General features: G+C 72.9%; 11 protein-coding genes. 3 read left to right on the forward strand and 8 right to left on the reverse strand.

All coding sequences use genetic code 11. From position 1 onward, the window contains the following. Positions 1-55 precede the first annotated feature (55 nt). The 3 genes from ACIQ1J_RS25905 to ACIQ1J_RS25915 all read right to left on the reverse strand — a co-directional run bounded on the left by ACIQ1J_RS25905 (position 56) and on the right by ACIQ1J_RS25915 (position 7,055). Positions 56-2,974 carry a protein kinase gene (locus tag ACIQ1J_RS25905; RefSeq protein WP_403560469.1) on the reverse strand — a complete coding sequence of 973 codons (2,919 nt, stop codon included), beginning with the start codon at positions 2,972-2,974 and terminating at the stop codon, positions 56-58. A gap of 153 nt (positions 2,975-3,127) precedes the next feature. After that, positions 3,128-5,200 (reverse strand): serine/threonine-protein kinase, encoded by a 2,073-nt coding sequence (locus ACIQ1J_RS25910; RefSeq protein ID WP_403560672.1) that lies wholly within the window; start codon positions 5,198-5,200, stop codon positions 3,128-3,130. A 148-nt stretch (positions 5,201-5,348) separates the two neighbouring features. Then, entirely contained in the window at positions 5,349-7,055 is a 1,707-nt protein-coding gene (locus tag ACIQ1J_RS25915; protein WP_403560471.1) for a glycerol-3-phosphate dehydrogenase/oxidase, read from the reverse strand. A gap of 305 nt (positions 7,056-7,360) precedes the next feature. Between ACIQ1J_RS25915 and ACIQ1J_RS25920 the strand changes: the two genes are divergently transcribed. Next, positions 7,361-8,569, forward strand: coding sequence for a nucleotide sugar dehydrogenase (locus ACIQ1J_RS25920; protein WP_403560474.1), 1,209 nt, complete (start codon positions 7,361-7,363; stop codon positions 8,567-8,569). Positions 8,570-8,738: 169 nt separating this feature from the next. On the opposite strand, the gene ACIQ1J_RS25925 is transcribed toward ACIQ1J_RS25920, so the two are convergent. The 4 genes from ACIQ1J_RS25925 to ACIQ1J_RS25940 all read right to left on the reverse strand — a co-directional run bounded on the left by ACIQ1J_RS25925 (position 8,739) and on the right by ACIQ1J_RS25940 (position 13,107). Next, a complete protein-coding gene (locus ACIQ1J_RS25925; protein WP_121748739.1) occupies positions 8,739-9,863 on the reverse strand; it encodes a GuaB3 family IMP dehydrogenase-related protein in 1,125 nt (374 codons plus the stop codon). Between the two features lie 116 nt (positions 9,864-9,979). Continuing rightward, a complete protein-coding gene (guaB, locus tag ACIQ1J_RS25930; RefSeq protein ID WP_210957884.1) occupies positions 9,980-11,488 on the reverse strand; it encodes an IMP dehydrogenase in 1,509 nt (502 codons plus the stop codon). Positions 11,489-11,627: 139 nt separating this feature from the next. After that, positions 11,628-12,215 (reverse strand): sigma-70 family RNA polymerase sigma factor, encoded by a 588-nt coding sequence (locus tag ACIQ1J_RS25935; RefSeq protein WP_019329587.1) that lies wholly within the window; start codon positions 12,213-12,215, stop codon positions 11,628-11,630. 280 nt (positions 12,216-12,495) lie between these two features. Further along, positions 12,496-13,107 carry a response regulator transcription factor gene (locus ACIQ1J_RS25940; protein ID WP_003948568.1) on the reverse strand — a complete coding sequence of 204 codons (612 nt, stop codon included), beginning with the start codon at positions 13,105-13,107 and terminating at the stop codon, positions 12,496-12,498. 390 nt (positions 13,108-13,497) lie between these two features. Here ACIQ1J_RS25940 and ACIQ1J_RS25945 point away from each other — a divergent pair, with 390 nt between their 5' ends. Continuing rightward, a complete protein-coding gene (locus ACIQ1J_RS25945) occupies positions 13,498-13,851 on the forward strand; it encodes a WhiB family transcriptional regulator (RefSeq protein WP_403560477.1) in 354 nt (117 codons plus the stop codon). A 64-nt stretch (positions 13,852-13,915) separates the two neighbouring features. Here the strand turns inward: ACIQ1J_RS25945 and ACIQ1J_RS25950 are convergent, their stop codons facing one another. Next, positions 13,916-14,836, reverse strand: a complete 921-nt coding sequence (locus tag ACIQ1J_RS25950) for a LysR family transcriptional regulator (protein ID WP_210957886.1) — start codon at positions 14,834-14,836, stop codon at positions 13,916-13,918. 81 nt (positions 14,837-14,917) lie between these two features. On the opposite strand from ACIQ1J_RS25950, the gene ACIQ1J_RS25955 reads away from it, so the two are divergent. Then, the gene (locus ACIQ1J_RS25955) at positions 14,918-15,586 is read left to right on the forward strand and encodes an MOSC domain-containing protein (RefSeq protein ID WP_403560480.1); all 669 of its coding nucleotides are present in this window, start codon (positions 14,918-14,920) and stop codon (positions 15,584-15,586) included. Positions 15,587-15,607: the final 21 nt, after the last annotated feature.

Consider the following 15,607-nt stretch of genomic DNA (forward strand, 5'->3'; position numbering starts at 1 on the left):
TCTGTGACGGTTGTCGCTTTCCGTGTCAGGAGGCAACCATCGGGCCGAACTGCCGTCAGCGGGTGTAGCGGTAGGTCGCCGACGCCTGTTCGAACAGCCGGCTCACCTCGTCCCGTTCCGCCTCCGGGCCGCGGACCTGCACGACGTGGTAGCGCCCGTCGGTGAGGATCGCGACGTTGCGCACGTACAGCTCACCGCCACCGGCGCCGGTCCAGGTGAACTGCCCCTCCGCCATGGCCCGTCCGCCGACCTCGATGGTCTTCAGCCCGCTGGAGGTGGCCCAGCTGGAGGCGCGGTACGGCTCCAGTTCGGGCTCGCTGTCGCGCTGGTAGACCATGGGGTCGTCGCCGAACTCGGCCGCGCGGTCCCGGCCCGGTACGACGAGGAGCTCGAGGTCGCCCTTCGCGTAGACGACCTGGCCGCTGCCGTTGCGGGGGGTGCGGTCCCAGCCCTCGGCGACGGCGACGTGGAAGCCTTCGGGGTCCTTGCGGAGGGCGAACCCGTCTGCGACGTCGGGGTCGTTGGTCTGCGTCTCGGTGGAGCCGGTGCCCGTCTCCGAGGCGCTGGGGTCGTCCTTCGGTGACGTCTGCTCCGGCCGGGGCTCGCCGCCGGCGTCCGGTGACTGCTCGGGCGGGGCCTGGCTCGCCTCGCCGACGGCGCCCGTCCGGCCGGTGGTCCCGTCGCTCTTCGTGTCGCTCTTCGGCATGAGGAACATGGCGTAGGCGATCGCTCCGGCCAGGGCGAGCAGTATCAGCAGGAGCAGCGTCCGGCCGAGGCTGCGCGGGGAGCGGTCCGTGTCCCGCTTGCCCCGCTTGTGCCGTCCGTGGTGCGCGGGCAGTCCCGCACGGCGCCTGCGTACCAGCTCGCCGCGGCGGCGCACGATGGGCAGCCGGCTGGTCTCGGCGGGCGGGGCCGCGACGACGTGCAGGCCGGCCTCCGGCTCGGGTGCCGACCGCACCAGTGAACGCAGCCAGCCGCGCAGCTCCTCGAAGTCGATGCGCTCGGTCGGGTCCTGACGCAGCAACGACTCCACGACGGGCCGCAGCGGCCCGCACTCCTCGGCGAACGCCGGTGGCTCCGCGCACACGATCTGCACCAGCTCGGCGGTCGACTCCTCCGGGTAGGGCGCATGCCCCTGGACGGCACGGTAGAGCAGCGCGCCCAGCGCCCACAGGTCGGTGGCGGGGCCGATGGGTGCGGCCAGCTGCCAGTTCTCGTGCACTGGACCGGCCTGTTCCGGTGCCCAGCGCTCGGTCACCGGCCCGACCACGGCCATCCGCGTCTGCCGTGCCCGCTCGGCGGCGAGTGCGGTGGCGGGACCGCGCGGCGCGGGGGTGCGGGAGACCGGGTCGTCCCAGTGCCCGGTGGGCGCGGCGGTGGCCTCCTGGTGCGGGGCGGCGGGCAGGGCCCTACCCGCCTCGGGGGCGGGGCGCGCGGTGGGGGCCGGGTCACCGGTGGGGCGGGGCGTGGCGCCGTGCCAGGAGGTCGTGCGTACGCCGTAGGGGTCGGCGATCTGCCCGGGGGTGGGGGTTGCGGCGCCGGGGGTTGCGGCGCCGGGCCAAGCGCCGGAGCCGGTGGAGTAGGCGGAGCGCGCGGCTGCGGAGGGGGCGCCCGGGCCGGCGGCGTAGGGAGCGCCGGACTCCGCGCCGGGGCCGACGGCGTGCGGCGCCTGCTCGAGGCCGGCCGTGTGGGAAGGCCGCGCCCCGGCGGGTCCGGTGCCGCGGGCGCCGGGAGTCCGGCCGGTGTCGTCGTCGGGGGCGGGGCGGGCGCCGGGCAGGGCCGCGCGGCCGTTCTGCGCCTCCTGGATGCGGGCCGCGGCCCGCGCACCGGCGCGGTACGCGGCGATCGCTCCGGCGCGCGCGGCACGGGCGTCCCCGCCGCTGTCGAGCGGCGTGGGGGCGAGTCCGGCGGAGGTTCCGTCCGGCCCCTGGGCCCCGGTCACCGGCAGCCCGCCGGCGGTCCGTGCCTCGATGGCGGCCCGCCGGGCGGCCTCGGGATCGGCACCGCCGGATCCGAGCATCCCGCCCTGCACACCCCCGGGACCGACGGACCCGAACCCGGCACCACCGGAACCGGAAAGCCCTGAGCCCGCACCCCCGGGACCGACGGACCCAAACCCGCCACCACCGGAACCGGAAAGCCCTGAACCGGCACTGCCGGGACCGACGGCCGCGCCGCCGGCACCCCCGGGGCCAGCGGCCGGGCCCCCAGCACCGCCAGGACCGGAGCGCCCAGCCCCGCCCTCGACCCCACCAGGCCCGGGGGCGGCGGTCTGCACGCCACCGCCCCGGCCGAAGGTGCCGTCAGGAGCGACCGCGGAGCCGGGGCCCTCCTCGCCCTCGGGGGCGGGCACCGGGTCGTATCCGCACAGCGCCTCCTCCGCCGCCCCGACCGCCAGGCCGGTCAGCATCACGCGCCCGTCGTCGCAGACGAGCACCGTGCGCGCGGTGATGTTGCGGTGCACCCAGCCGTAGGTGTGCAGCACCCGCAGCGCCAGGAGGATGTCGGAGGCCACCTCGGCCGCCCGGTACGGCGTCAGCGGCTGCTCGGCGAGCAGGGCGGCCAGCGGCCTGGCGGCCACCAGCTCGCTGACCACCCACAGCGAACCGCCCTCGGCGAAGACGTCGAAGACCTGGTCCAGGCGCGGATGGTCGGGGACGGCTGCCGCGGCCTGCGCCGCCTCGACGGCACGGCGTACCACCGGGTCGGCGGGCCGCCGCTGTCCGCCGGGCGCGGCCGGCGAGCGCCTGCCGGGGGGCCGCCCGGCGCCGTCCCGGGCCGTGAAGCCGTCGGGCAGGCCGTCCGCGTCGAGCACCTCCGCCTCGACGACCTCCGGCAACGGCACCTGCCTGACCAGCACTTCCTGGCCGCTGTAGGTGTCGAAGGCCCGGGTCTCGGTGAGTTCGTACTCGTCGGACGGCGGCAGGGGCAGGCGGTAGCGGTCGGCGAGTACCCGTCCCGCATAGTCGTCCACGTCGACACCCCCGGCAGCCCGTCGGTCAATTCCGTTCGCCCGGCGGGCCGTTCCGGCTGCGTACGGTCCGCAAGTACTCACGATACGTGCCGGAGGCAACCCGCAAAGAGGGGATGCCAGATATCGGACCGCTCAAACCCGGGCGCCGCAGGCTCAGGACTTGGGTTCGAAGGTCTTCGTCAGGGTCTGCCAGGTGTCCCGGCGCAGGTCACTGTCCCAGTCGGCGGCCTTGGCGGTGTACATGAGCGCGTAGCCCTGGTGGTCGTTGACGACGAACCCCCGGTCCACGGTCCGGTACTTGGTGCCGCCGTCCGTGTAGGTGAACTCCCAGTCGGCCGCGTTCCAGCCCCGGTAGCCCACCTTCTCTATGCGGATCTTCTTGTACTGGGAGCGGACCATGCTCCGCTCCTGGTTCTTCCAGTCGGCGACCGGGTCGCCCTTGGGCGTGGACGTCCAGGCGACGAGCAGCTTCTGCCCGTTCGGTCCGGTGAACCGGTCCCCCGCGGAGCCCGTGGACCGGTACTTCCAGCCCTCCGGCAGTCCAAGTGCGTAGCCCTGCTCGCCCTGGTGGGTGGCGGCCGCGCCCTCGTCGTCGTCCGGCTTCCCGGCGTCGTCCGACCCGGCCCCGGCGTCCTCGGACTCGCCCGCTCCGGTGCCCGGGGCGCCGCCCTGGGCCCCGTCCTCCGTCGCCGGGTCCGAGGCGGTGCCGTCGGTACCGGTCCCGCCCTCCTCGTCCTGCCTGGTGTCGCCGCTCGGGCCGGCGGAGGGGACGGTGTTGTCACCGCTGCCGCCTTTGGCGCCGTTCTCGTCGTCGCCGCCGAGCGTGAGGGCCAGTACGGTGCCGAGCACGGCGAGGGCCACGATCACCGCGATGATGACCAGCGTCCTGCGCGGCACCACGTCGGTGAGCGGCGCCCGGGGCACCGGCCGGGGCGGCAGGTCCGGCGGCGGTACGACGGGCCAGCCGGAGCTCCGGGTGCCCGCGGGCGCGTTCGGCCCATCGTGACCCGAGCCCACTCCGGCACCGGTACCCGATCCCGTCACCGGCGCGGCGGCCCCCGGCCCGCGCGACGCGGCGGCGGCAGCGCTCCCGGCGGAACCCGAGGCGGCGGTACCCAGGGCACCTGATGCCCCAGCGCCGCCCGAGGCGGCCCGGTCGGACCCGCCCGGCTTGGTGCGGGAGGCGGCCGCGGCACCGGCCCCCACGGCGGCCTTGCGTACGGAGCGCAGTGCCCCGCGCAACCGCTCCCCGGCCTCCTCGCCCCGCTTGCCCCCGGCGCCCGCCGAACCGCCCCGGCGCGTCCGCTCGTCCGGCTGCGCCGGCAGCGGCACCACCTTGGTGGCGTCGGCCGGTTCGGTCTCGGCGGCCCGGTCCGGGGCGTGGATGACCTTGTTGAGCATCGCGCGGGCACCCGCGTCGTCGAGCCGCTGGGCGGGGTCCTTGTTGAGCAGCCCGAAGATGACGTCCCGCAGCGGGCCGGCGTTCGTCGGCTCCTCCAGGTTCTCCGTCATCACCGCGGTCAGCGTCGCGATCGCGGAGCCCCTGTCGTAGGGCGGGGTGCCCTCCACGGCCGCGTACAGCAGTCCGCCGAGCGACCACAGGTCGGCGGCCGGTCCCGGCTTGTGCCCGCGGGCGCGCTCCGGGGAGATGTAGGAGGGGGCGCCGACGAGCATGCCGGTGGAGGTGATCGACGGGTCGCCCTCGACCTGGGCGATGCCGAAGTCGGTGAGGACGACCCGGCCGTCCTCGGCGATCAGTACGTTCGACGGCTTCACGTCACGGTGCAGGATGCCCTCGCGGTGCGCGGAGCGCAGGACGTCGAGGACGGCGAGGCCGACCTCCGCCGCACGCTTCGGCTCCAGCAGGCCGTCCTCACGGATGGCCTCGGCGAGCGACTTGCCCTCGACGAGTTCCATCACGATCCACGGCCGGTCGTCCTCCTCGACCACGTCGTAGACCGTCACGGCGCTGTTGTTGCGAATCCGCGCGATGGCCTTGGCCTCGCGCAGCGTGCGCGTGATCAGGCGCCGCTTCTCCTCCTCGTCGATGTTCCCGGGAAACCGCAGCTCCTTGACGGCGACCGTGCGTCCGAGGGTCTCGTCCTCCGCCCGCCACACCGTCCCCATGCCGCCGCGGCCGAGCACGTCTCCCAGCCGGTACCGCCCGGCGAGGAGACGTGCGCTCTTGTCCGTACGGGGTGTCCCCGCCCGCTCCGCCTCCGACATGCGTCCCCTCATGCAACCCGCCCTGACAGAGCCTTCATTGTCCCTCACCCGACAAGTGCTCGACGCCCAGGGTGCCTCTGGCGCCGAGCGGGCGAGCGGGCGGGGAGCACGGCGGGGTGACCCTGCGCCACACCCGCCCCGGCGGCCCCTACCGTGGCGCGATCTCCGGCGCCCCCAACCGGGCCGCGTCCGCCGTCAGGTCGTCCGGCTGACGCTGCGACTCCCGCTCGGCCTCGACCCGCTTCTCGTAGTGCTGGACCTCGCGTTCGACCTGGTTCTTGTCCCAGCCCAGCACCGGCGCCATCAGTTCGGCGGCCTCGCGGGCGCTGCGCGTGCCCCGGTCGAAGGTCTCGATGGAGATGCGGGTGCGCCGGGTCAGTACGTCGTCCAGGTGCCGTGCGCTTTCGTGGGAGGCGGCGTAGACGACCTCGGCGCGCAGGTAGTCGTCGGCGGCGTGCAGCGGTTCGCCGAGGGAGGGGTCGGCGGTGATGAGCTCCAGGACCTCCTCCGCCATGGCGCCGTACCGGTTCAGCAGGTGTTCCACGCGTACGACGTGCAGGCCGGTGCGTGCGGCGACCCGCTTCCGCGCGTTCCACAGCGCCCGGTAGCCCTCGGCGCCGAGCAGCGGCGTGTCCTCGGTGACGCAGTCGGCGACCCGCAGGTCGAGCCCGTGCACCGCGGCGTCCACGGCGTCCTTGGCCATCACCCGGTACGTCGTGTACTTGCCGCCCGCCACGACGACGAGACCGGGCACCGGGTGCGCGACCGTGTGCTCGCGCGACAGCTTGCTGGTGGCGTCCGACTCTCCCGCCAGCAGCGGGCGCAGCCCGGCATACACGCCCTCGACGTCGTCGCGCGTGAGCGGCACGGACAGCACGGAGTTGACGTGCTCCAGCAGGTAGTCGATGTCGGCGCTGGAGGCGGCCGGGTGGGCCTTGTCCAGGTCCCAGTCGGTGTCCGTGGTGCCGATGATCCAGTGCCTGCCCCAGGGAATGACGAACAGCACGGACTTCTCGGTGCGCAGGATCAGACCGGTGCTGGAGTGGATGCGGTCCTTCGGCACGACCAGGTGGATGCCCTTGGAGGCGCGCACGTGGAACTGGCCGCGCTCGCCCACCATCGACTGGGTGTCGTCGGTCCACACGCCGGTCGCGTTCACGACCTGCTTGGCGTGGATCTCGTACTCCCCGCCCGCCTCCACGTCCTGCACGCGCGCGCCGACCACGCGCTCGCCCTCACGCAGGAAGGAGGTGACGCGCGCGCGGTTGGCGACCGGGGCGCCGTACGCCGCCGCCGTGCGCACCAGCGTCGTCACGAACCGGGCGTCGTCCATCTGGGCGTCGTAGTACTGGAGCGCGCCGACCAGCGCGTCCTTCTTCAAGGCGGGTGCCACGCGCAGGGCGTGACCGCGGCTCAGGTGCCGGTGCGTCGGCAGGCCGCGGCCGTGTCCGCGAGCCATCGACATGGCGTCGTAGAGCGCGACGCCCGACCCGGCGTACAGCCGCTCCCACCCCTTGTGCTGCAAGGGGTACAGGAACGGCACCGGCTTCACGAGATGCGGCGCGAGCCGCTCCAGCAGCAGCCCGCGCTCCTTCAGCGCCTCCCGTACGAGGGCGAAGTCGAGCATCTCCAGATAGCGCAGGCCGCCGTGGATCAGCTTGCTGGACCTGCTGGAGGTGCCCGACGCCCAGTCCCGCGCCTCGACCAGGCCGGTGGACAGGCCGCGCGTCACGGCGTCGAGGGCGGTGCCCGCGCCGACCACGCCCGCGCCCACCACCAGTACGTCCAGCTCGCGCTCGGCCATGGCCGCGAGTGACTCGGCGCGCTGCGCCGGCCCCAGGGTCGCTGTCCTCACTGCTGCCTCCCGCTGTCGGTCGCCTCGGCCGCACCCGTCGGGCGAAGCCCGGTTCCTGGTACCCACCATGCCCAGATTCTGACCGGCCCGCCCGACATCGGCCGCCGCACTCCCCCAGCCTGTGGACAACTCCTCCCGTGAAACCCGGCTCATCGCCCCGTGCGGTGTCGACACCGCCGAAACGCGGCCGACCAATCCCGCAAATCGGTCATATTTACTCCTAGTCTGACCTTGTGCTCGCCCATCCTGTCCACCGGGCTTGCGCACCTGTCCCGCTTCGGCTACTGGGAAGGACGGCCTACGCCATGCCCGCAGATCTCGCCGTCATCGGACTCGGCCCGTACGGCCTGCCCCTGGCCCAGGCCGCCGTCGCCGCGGGCATCCCCACCCTCGGCTACCGCACCGGCCCCGAGGCCGACCCGCTCACCCCCGCCGAGGTGCGCAGGATGCTCGCGACGGGCTTTCGCACCCCCGCTGGACCGGCCGAGCTGGGCCGCGTCCGCACCGCCGTCATCTGCGCCCCGACCCCGCCCGGCGCGGACGGCGGACTGGACCTCACCCGGGTGGAGGCGGCCGCCCGGACCCTGGCCGCCCACATGCGCCCGCACATCACGGTCATCCTGGAGTCACCCGTGCGGCCCGGGACGACGGAGGATTTCCTGCGCCCGATCCTGGAACAGGGATCCGGTCTGCGCGCCGGCCGCGACTTCCACCTCGCCTACTCCCCCAGCCGCGTCGACCCCGGCAACCGCGACTTCACCCCGGCCACCACACCGAAGGTCATCGGCGGCCTCACCCCCGCCTGCACCGAGTCGGCGGCGACCTTCTACGGCCGGCTCACCGACAAGGTGGTCCGCGCGCGCGGCCCCCGCGAGGCCGAGACGGTCCAGCTCCTGGAGACCAACTTCCGGCACGTCAACATCGCCCTCGTCAACGAGATGGCCGTGCTCTGCGACGACCTCGGCGTCGACCTGTGGGACGTCCTGCGCTGCGCGGAGAGCAAACCGTTCGGCTTCCAGGCATTCCGACCGGGCCCCGGCGTCGGCGGCCACTCCGTCCCCCAGGACCTGACCGGCCAGGCCCCGCACAGCCTGCGCATGGTGGAACTGGCCCAGCAGGTCAACTCCCAGATGCCGCGCTACGTCGTCCAGCGCGCCGCCGCCCTGCTCAACGAGCACGGCAAGTCCGCGCGCGCCGCGCGCGTCCTCCTGCTCGGCGTCACCTACAAGGCCGACCTCGCCGACCAGCAGGCCACCCCGGCCGAGGAGATCGCGACCCGCCTGATGTCGATGGGCGCCGCCGTCAGCTACCACGACCCGCACATCCCGTCCTGGAACGTCGCCGACCGCCCCGTGCCCCGCGCCGACTCCCTCTACGAGGCCGCCGCCGACGCCGACCTGACGATCCTCCTCCAGCAGCACCGCACGTACGACCTCCAGGGCCTGTCGGTGAAGGCCCAGCTCCTGCTGGACACGCGGGGGGCGACGCCCACGGGGGCGGCGCACCGGCTCTGACGCGGCCCGGACACGCCGAGGGGGCGGACACGCCGAGGGGGCGGACACGCCGAGGGGAGGCGGACACGCCGAGGGGAGGCGGACACGCCGAGGGGGGACAGGCCGAGGGCGGACACGCCGAGGGGCCCGGAGCAGTCGCTCAGGGCCCCTCGGTACTGCGTACGGGTGACTACCGCCGGTGCTGCGAGTCCGCCACCGTCACCTCGACGCGCTGGAACTCCTTCAGCTCGCTGTACCCGGTGGTCGACATCGCCCGGCGCAGCGCGCCGAAGAAGTTCATCGAGCCGTCGGGGTTGCGGGACGGGCCGGTGAGGATCTCCTCGATGGTGCCCACCGTGCCGAGGTCGACCTTCTTGCCGCGGGGCAGCTCCTCGTTGACGGCCTCCATGCCCCAGTGGTTGCCCTTGCCCGGCGCGTCGGTCGCGCGGGCCAGCGGCGAGCCCATCATCACCGAGTCGGCGCCGCAGGCGATCGCCTTGGGCAGGTCGCCGGACCAGCCGACGCCGCCGTCGGCGATGACGTGCACGTACCGGCCGCCGGACTCGTCCATGTAGTCACGCCGGGCCGCCGCCACGTCCGCGACCGCCGTCGCCATGGGCACCTGGATGCCCAGCACGTTGCGCGTGGTGTGCGCGGCGCCGCCGCCGAAGCCGACGAGGACGCCCGCCGCGCCGGTGCGCATCAGGTGCAGGGCGGCGGTGTAGGTGGCGCAGCCGCCGACGATGACCGGGACGTCCAGCTCGTAGATGAACTGCTTCAGGTTCAGCGGCTCGTGCGAACCGGAGACGTGCTCCGCCGAGACCGTGGTGCCGCGGATGACGAAGATGTCGACGCCCGCGTCCACGACCGCCTTGGAGAACTGGGCGGTGCGCTGCGGGGAGAGCGCGGCGGCGGTGACCACGCCCGAGTCGCGCACCTCCTTGATGCGCTGCCCGATCAGCTCCTCCTTGACCGGGGCGGCGTAGATCTCCTGGAGGCGGCGGGTCGCGTTGTCGGTGTCCAGCTCCGCGATCTCGTCGAGCAGCGGCTGCGGGTCCTCGTGCCGCGTCCAGAGCCCTTCCAGGTTCAGGACGCCGAGGCCGCCCAGCTCGCCGATGCGGATGGCGGTGGCCGGGGAGACGACCGAGTCCATGGGAGCGGCCAGGAACGGCAGCTCGAAGCGGTAGGCGTCGATCTGCCAGGCGATCGAGACCTCCTTCGGGTCCCGCGTACGGCGGCTGGGGACGACGGCGATGTCGTCGAAGGCGTACGCCCGGCGGCCGCGCTTGCCGCGCCCGATCTCGATCTCAGTCACGTTTGTGGCCTTTCCCTGATGCGTTGCAGCGCCTTCCAGTATCCCCGACGGGCTCGACGGGGCACCGCTGAGGGCGGCCTCGGATGGTCCGGGGCCGCCCTCGGGCAGGCTGCTGCTTACTTGCTGCGGCTGTAGTTCGGTGCCTCGACCGTCATCTGGATGTCGTGCGGGTGGCTCTCCTTGAGCCCGGCGGAGGTGATCCGCACGAACCGGCCGTTGTCCTGGAGCTGGGGCACGGTCCGGCCGCCGACGTAGAACATCGACTGGCGCAGGCCGCCGACCAGCTGGTGGACGACCGAGGAGAGCGGGCCGCGGTAGGGGACCTGGCCCTCGATGCCCTCGGGGACCAGCTGCTCGTCGGAGGCGACGCCCTCCTGGAAGTAGCGGTCCTTGGAGAACGACCTGCGGTCGCCGCGGGTCTGCATGGCGCCCAGCGAGCCCATGCCGCGGTACGACTTGAACTGCTTGCCGTTGATGAACATCAGCTCACCCGGCGACTCCTCGCAGCCCGCGAGGAGCGAGCCCAGCATCACCGTGTCGGCGCCCGCGACCAGGGCCTTGGCGATGTCGCCGGAGTACTGGAGGCCACCGTCGCCGATGACCGGGATGCCGGCCTCCTTGGCGGCGAGCGACGCCTCGTAGATGGCCGTGACCTGGGGGACGCCGATGCCGGCGACGACGCGGGTGGTGCAGATGGAGCCGGGGCCGACACCGACCTTGATGCCGTCCACACCGGCGTCGATGAGCGCCTTGGCGCCGTCGCGGGTGGCGATGTTGCCGCCGATGACGTCGACGCCGGCCGCGTTCGACTTGATCTTGGCGACCATGTCGCCGACCAGGCGGGAGTGGCCGTGCGCGGTGTCGACGACGATGAAGTCGGCGCCCGCCTCGATCAGCGCCTGGGCGCGCTCGAAGGCGTCACCGGCGACGCCGACGGCGGCGCCGACCAGCAGCCGGCCCTTGGCGTCCTTGGCGGCGTTCGGGTACTTCTCGGCCTTGACGAAGTCCTTGACCGTGATCAGGCCCTTGAGGACGCCGTTGTCGTCGACCAGCGGCAGCTTCTCGATCTTGTGGCGGCGCAGCAGCTCCATGGCGTCCACGCCGGAGATGCCGACCTTGCCGGTGACCAGCGGCATCGGGGTCATGACCTCGCGCACCTGCCGGGAGCGGTCGGTCTCGAAGGCCATGTCGCGGTTGGTGACGATGCCGAGCAGCTTGCCGCCGCCGTCGGTGACCGGCACGCCGCTGATGCGGAACTTGGCGCACAGCGAGTCGGCCTCGGCGAGCAGGGCGTCCGGGTGGATGGTGATGGGGTTGGCCACCATGCCCGACTCGGAGCGCTTGACCAGGTCGACCTGGTTGGCCTGGTCCTCGATGGACAGGTTGCGGTGCAGGACGCCGACGCCGCCCTGGCGGGCCATCGCGATCGCCATGCGCGACTCGGTGACCTTGTCCATGGCGGCGGACAGCAGCGGGATGTTGACCCGCACGTTCCGGGAGACGTACGAGGCGGTGTCGATCTCGTCGGGCGCCATGTCCGACGAGCCCGGCAGCAGCAGCACGTCGTCGTAGGTCAGCCCGAGCGTCGCGAATTTCTCGGGCACTCCGTCGACGTTGGCAGTCATGACACCTTCCCCAAATGGCCTTGATCGGTGCGGATGTCCATGCTAACGGGAAGTGGACGTGGCTCATTCCACGATCAGGGACGCCCGCGGCCTTCGTAGGTTCGTACGGATACCCGTCACCGTCCGTTCACGCCCGGCGCTACTGCTCCGCCAGGGCCCGCAGCCGGCTCAGCGCCCGGTGCTGGGCGACCCGCACGGCGCCTGGTGACATTCCCAACATCTGCCCGGTCTCCTCCGCCGTGAGCCCCACCGCGATGCGCAGCAGGAGCAGCTCGCGCTGGTTCTCGGGCAGGTTGGCCAGCAGTTTCTTGGCCCAGGCGGCGTCGCTGTTGAGCAGCGCGCGCTCCTCCGGGCCCAGTGAGTCGTCCGGCCGCTCGGGCATCTCGTCGGACGGCACGGCCGTCGAGCCGGGGTGCCGCATCGCCGCGCGCTGCAGGTCGGCGACCTTGTGGGCGGCGATGGCGAAGACGAACGCCTCGAAGGGGCGTCCGGTGTCCTTGTAGCGGGGCAGCGCGAGCAGCACCGCGACGCAGACCTCCTGGGCGAGGTCCTCGACGAAGTGCCGGGCGTCGCCCGGCAGGCGGGACAGACGCGTGCGGCAGTAGCGCAGCGCCAAGGGGTGGACATGGGCGAGCAGGTCGTGCGTGGCCTGCTCGTCCCCGTCGACGGCACGATGGACGAGTCCACCGACCGTCCCTTGATCAGGGGCCGCCTCGTCGTCACGCATCGGTCCATGGTGCCTTGCGGCCGTCCGATCCGTGGCTCCGCGCCCCTTGTTGTGCACCGAAGCGTTATGAGTAGGTGCGCCGGAACTCATCCCCTGCGCCCTCCCCATCCGCTCGACCGACTCGTCCCCGAGGAACTCCACACCTCAAGGATGCGTCATCCGCGCCGAAACGAGCAGCGGGCACCCGGCGGGTCGCCTTGTCACCCCCGCCCACCTCGCGATAAGCGGGGATCGCGGCATCCCCGACGGGCCCTTTCGGCCTCCACCGCACGGGGTGCCCCTAGCGGACCAGGCCCCACCGGAACCCGAGCGCCACCGCGTGCGCCCGGTCCGAGGCGCCGAGCTTCTTGAAGAGCCGCCGGGCGTGGGTCTTGACGGTGTCCTCGGAGAGGAACAGCTCGCGGCCGATCTCCGCGTTGGAGCGGCCGTGGCTCATGCCCTCCAGGACCTGGATCTCACGCGCGGTGAGCGTGGGCGCGGCACCCATCTCGGCCGAGCGCAGCCGGCGCGGGGCGAGCCGCCAGGTCGGGTCGGCGAGGGCCTGCGTGACCGTGGCGCGCAGTTCGGCGCGCGAGGCGTCCTTGTGCAGATAGCCGCGGGCACCGGCGGCGACGGCGAGAGCCACGCCGTCCAGGTCCTCGGCGACGGTGAGCATGATGATGCGTGCGCCGGGGTCGGCGGACAGCAGCCGCCGGACGGTCTCGACACCGCCGAGGCCGGGCATGCGCACGTCCATCAGAATCAGGTCCGAGCGGTCGGCACCCCAGCGGCGGAGGACTTCCTCGCCGTTGGCGGCCGTCGTCACGCGCTCGACGCCGGGCACGGTCGCGACGGCGCGGCGGAGCGCCTCTCGGGCAAGTGGGGAGTCGTCGCAGACGAGGACGGAAGTCATGACCGTCCTCCGCAGCTGATGCGCGTCACGTTGAGCCTCCAGGCTGGTACGAAATCGTCACCTGTGCGGTCGACCGTCCCGGACGCCCGCCCGAGCACTTGTTCCTTCAACCGCCTCCGCACTCTCAACGACGGTCACTCGAAAGAGTTACGGGGCTGTGTGTCGTCTTCGGCACTCTACGTGAGGGGGCGGCCACGCAGCAGACATGCGCGTAGGACCCGCCCCGTTTCATCACAACCGGTGCCCCATTTAGCCGCTTTTCTTCCACTTCGCTGGTGTCTGCGGCTAGATTCGCAATGAGTCATATTTTCATCTCCTTAGATCGTAGTTGTACGGTCGTGGACGCTGCGTCACCGGCATCTACCCATATCGGCTACAAGGGGTCACGCAATGGCAGATTTCTCCCGCCTTCCCGGACCGAACGCGGACCTGTGGGACTGGCAGCTCCTGGCCGCGTGCCGCGGGGTGGACAGCTCGCTCTTCTTCCATCCGGAGGGCGAACGCGGTGCGGCGCGGAGCGCTCGTGAGAACTCGGCCAAGGAGGTCTGCATGAGGTGCCCGGTCCGCGCCGAGTGCGCGGCGCACGCGCTGGCGGTGCGTGAGCCGTACGGCGTGTGGGGCGGGCTGACCGAGGACGAGCGCGAGGAACTCATGGGACGCGCCCGCAACCGCCTCGTCGCGGCGTCGGCGTCGGCATCGGCATCGGCATCGGCAGCCGGCGGGGAGGCGGCCGCACATCACTGAAACCCGCACATCACTGAAGGAACGTTTCTCTACAAGATCCGGGCGCGCAGGTGCGCCCGTGAGCTCAGCGCGTCGCCGACTGGCGCGCCCCCGCCCGGGCCAGCTCGTCCAGCGTCGCCGTCACCGCCGGCACCTGGGCCAGGTCGGGCAGGGTGAGCGCGACGATCTCCCGCCGCACCGCCGGCTCCAGCGCCACCGTCCGGACCCCCCGGGGCCGCACGGACTCCACGGCGAGCTGGGGCAGCACGGCCACACCCAGTCCGGCCCCCACCAGGCCGGCGACCGCCGGATAGTCGTCGGTCGCGAAGTCGATGCGGGGCGTGAAGCCGGCCCCTTCGCACACCTCGACCAACTGCCCCCGGCACCGCGGGCAGCCCGCGATCCACGGGTCCCGGGCCAGTTCCCCGATGGCCACCGACCCGCCGGGTTCCGTGCGCGCGAGCCGATGCCGTTCGGGCACCAGCGCCACGAGACGGTCGGTCAGCAGCGGCCGTACGACGAGGTCGTCCCACTCCTCCGCGCCGGCCGCGCCCTCATAGCGGAAGGCGAGCGCCACGTCGCAGTCGCCCTCACGCAGCAGCTCGACGGATTTCGGCGGCTCGGCCTCCTCCAGGAAGACCCGGGTACCGGGGTGCGCGGCGCGCAGCGCCGCCAGGGCCGTCGGTACGAGGGTGGAGCTGCCGCTGGGAAAGGAGACCAGGCGGACCCGGCCGGCGCGCAGCCCCGCGATGGCGGCGACCTCTTCCTCGGCCGCGGTCAGCCCGGCGATGATCCCGGCGGCGTGCCGCACCAGCGCCTCACCGGCCTGGGTCAGCCGCATCTCGCGCCCGGTGCGCACGAGCAGGGGGGTGCCGACGGATGCCTCCAGGGCCTTCATCTGCTGGCTCACGGCGGGCTGGGTGCAGCCCAGCTCCCGCCCGGCGGCGGAGAAGGAGCCGGTCGACGCCACGGCGCGCAGGACACGGAGATGACGAGCCTCGATCACGCCCACGAGGATAAGTGACTCTTTGACCGAACGCCGAATAACGCGTCGCCGCTTTGATGAGGATTGTCCTACCGTTCCGCCATGAAGCTTCTCTCCGTCAATCTGGGCCGCGCGAAGGCGGTGCCGTACACGGACCATCCCGAGCGCGTCACCGGCATCGACAAGCGGCCGGCTGACGGGCCGGTACGCGTGGCCGCGCCCGGAGCGAAGGGCGTCGGGGCGAGCGGACTGGCCGGCGACACGGTGTGCGACACCCGGCATCACGGCGGCGCCGACCAGGCCGTGTACGCGATGGCGCGCGAGGACATGGACGACTGGGAACGCGAGCTGGACCGACCGCTGCCGAACGGCTCCTTCGGCGAGAACCTCACGACGACGGGCCTGGACGTCTCCGGCGCCCTGATCGGCGAGCGCTGGCGGATCGGCCCCGACCTGGTGCTCGAAGTCACCAGCGGCCGTATCCCCTGCCGCACCTTCCAGGGCCATCTGGGTGAGAAGCGGTGGGTGCGGCGCTTCACGGAGAAGGGCGCGCCGGGCGCGTACCTGCGGGTGATCGAGCCCGGTGGCATACGGGCGGGCGACGCCGTCGAGATCGTGCACCGGCCCGCCCACGAGGTGACGGTGGCGTTGCAGTTCCGGGCGGTGACGAGGGAGCGGGAGCTGCTGCCGCGGCTGCTCGCGGCGGGCGGGGCGCTGCACCCCGAGTCGCTGGCGGCCGCGCGGAAGTACGCGGAGACGTACGGCGCCTGAGCGAAACGTACCTGCGCGGTC

The sequence above is a fragment of the Streptomyces sp. NPDC097107 genome (assembly GCF_044762405.1).
In the GTDB taxonomy this organism is placed as follows: Bacteria; Actinomycetota; Actinomycetes; order Streptomycetales; family Streptomycetaceae; genus Streptomyces; species Streptomyces thinghirensis.

What these genes read in the sequence shown, in the direction of transcription:
- guaB (WP_210957884.1), bottom strand. Translation starts at nt 11,488, where the DNA reads ATGACTGCCAACGTCGACGGAGTGCCCGAGAAATTCGCGACGCTCGGG.
- ACIQ1J_RS25955 (WP_403560480.1), top strand. Translation starts at nt 14,918, where the DNA reads ATGAAGCTTCTCTCCGTCAATCTGGGCCGCGCGAAGGCGGTGCCGTAC.
- ACIQ1J_RS25920 (WP_403560474.1), top strand. Translation starts at nt 7,361, where the DNA reads ATGCCCGCAGATCTCGCCGTCATCGGACTCGGCCCGTACGGCCTGCCC.
- ACIQ1J_RS25945 (WP_403560477.1), top strand. Translation starts at nt 13,498, where the DNA reads ATGGCAGATTTCTCCCGCCTTCCCGGACCGAACGCGGACCTGTGGGAC.
- ACIQ1J_RS25940 (WP_003948568.1), bottom strand. Translation starts at nt 13,107, where the DNA reads ATGACTTCCGTCCTCGTCTGCGACGACTCCCCACTTGCCCGAGAGGCG.
- ACIQ1J_RS25910 (WP_403560672.1), bottom strand. Translation starts at nt 5,200, where the DNA reads ATGTCGGAGGCGGAGCGGGCGGGGACACCCCGTACGGACAAGAGCGCA.
- ACIQ1J_RS25935 (WP_019329587.1), bottom strand. Translation starts at nt 12,215, where the DNA reads ATGCGTGACGACGAGGCGGCCCCTGATCAAGGGACGGTCGGTGGACTC.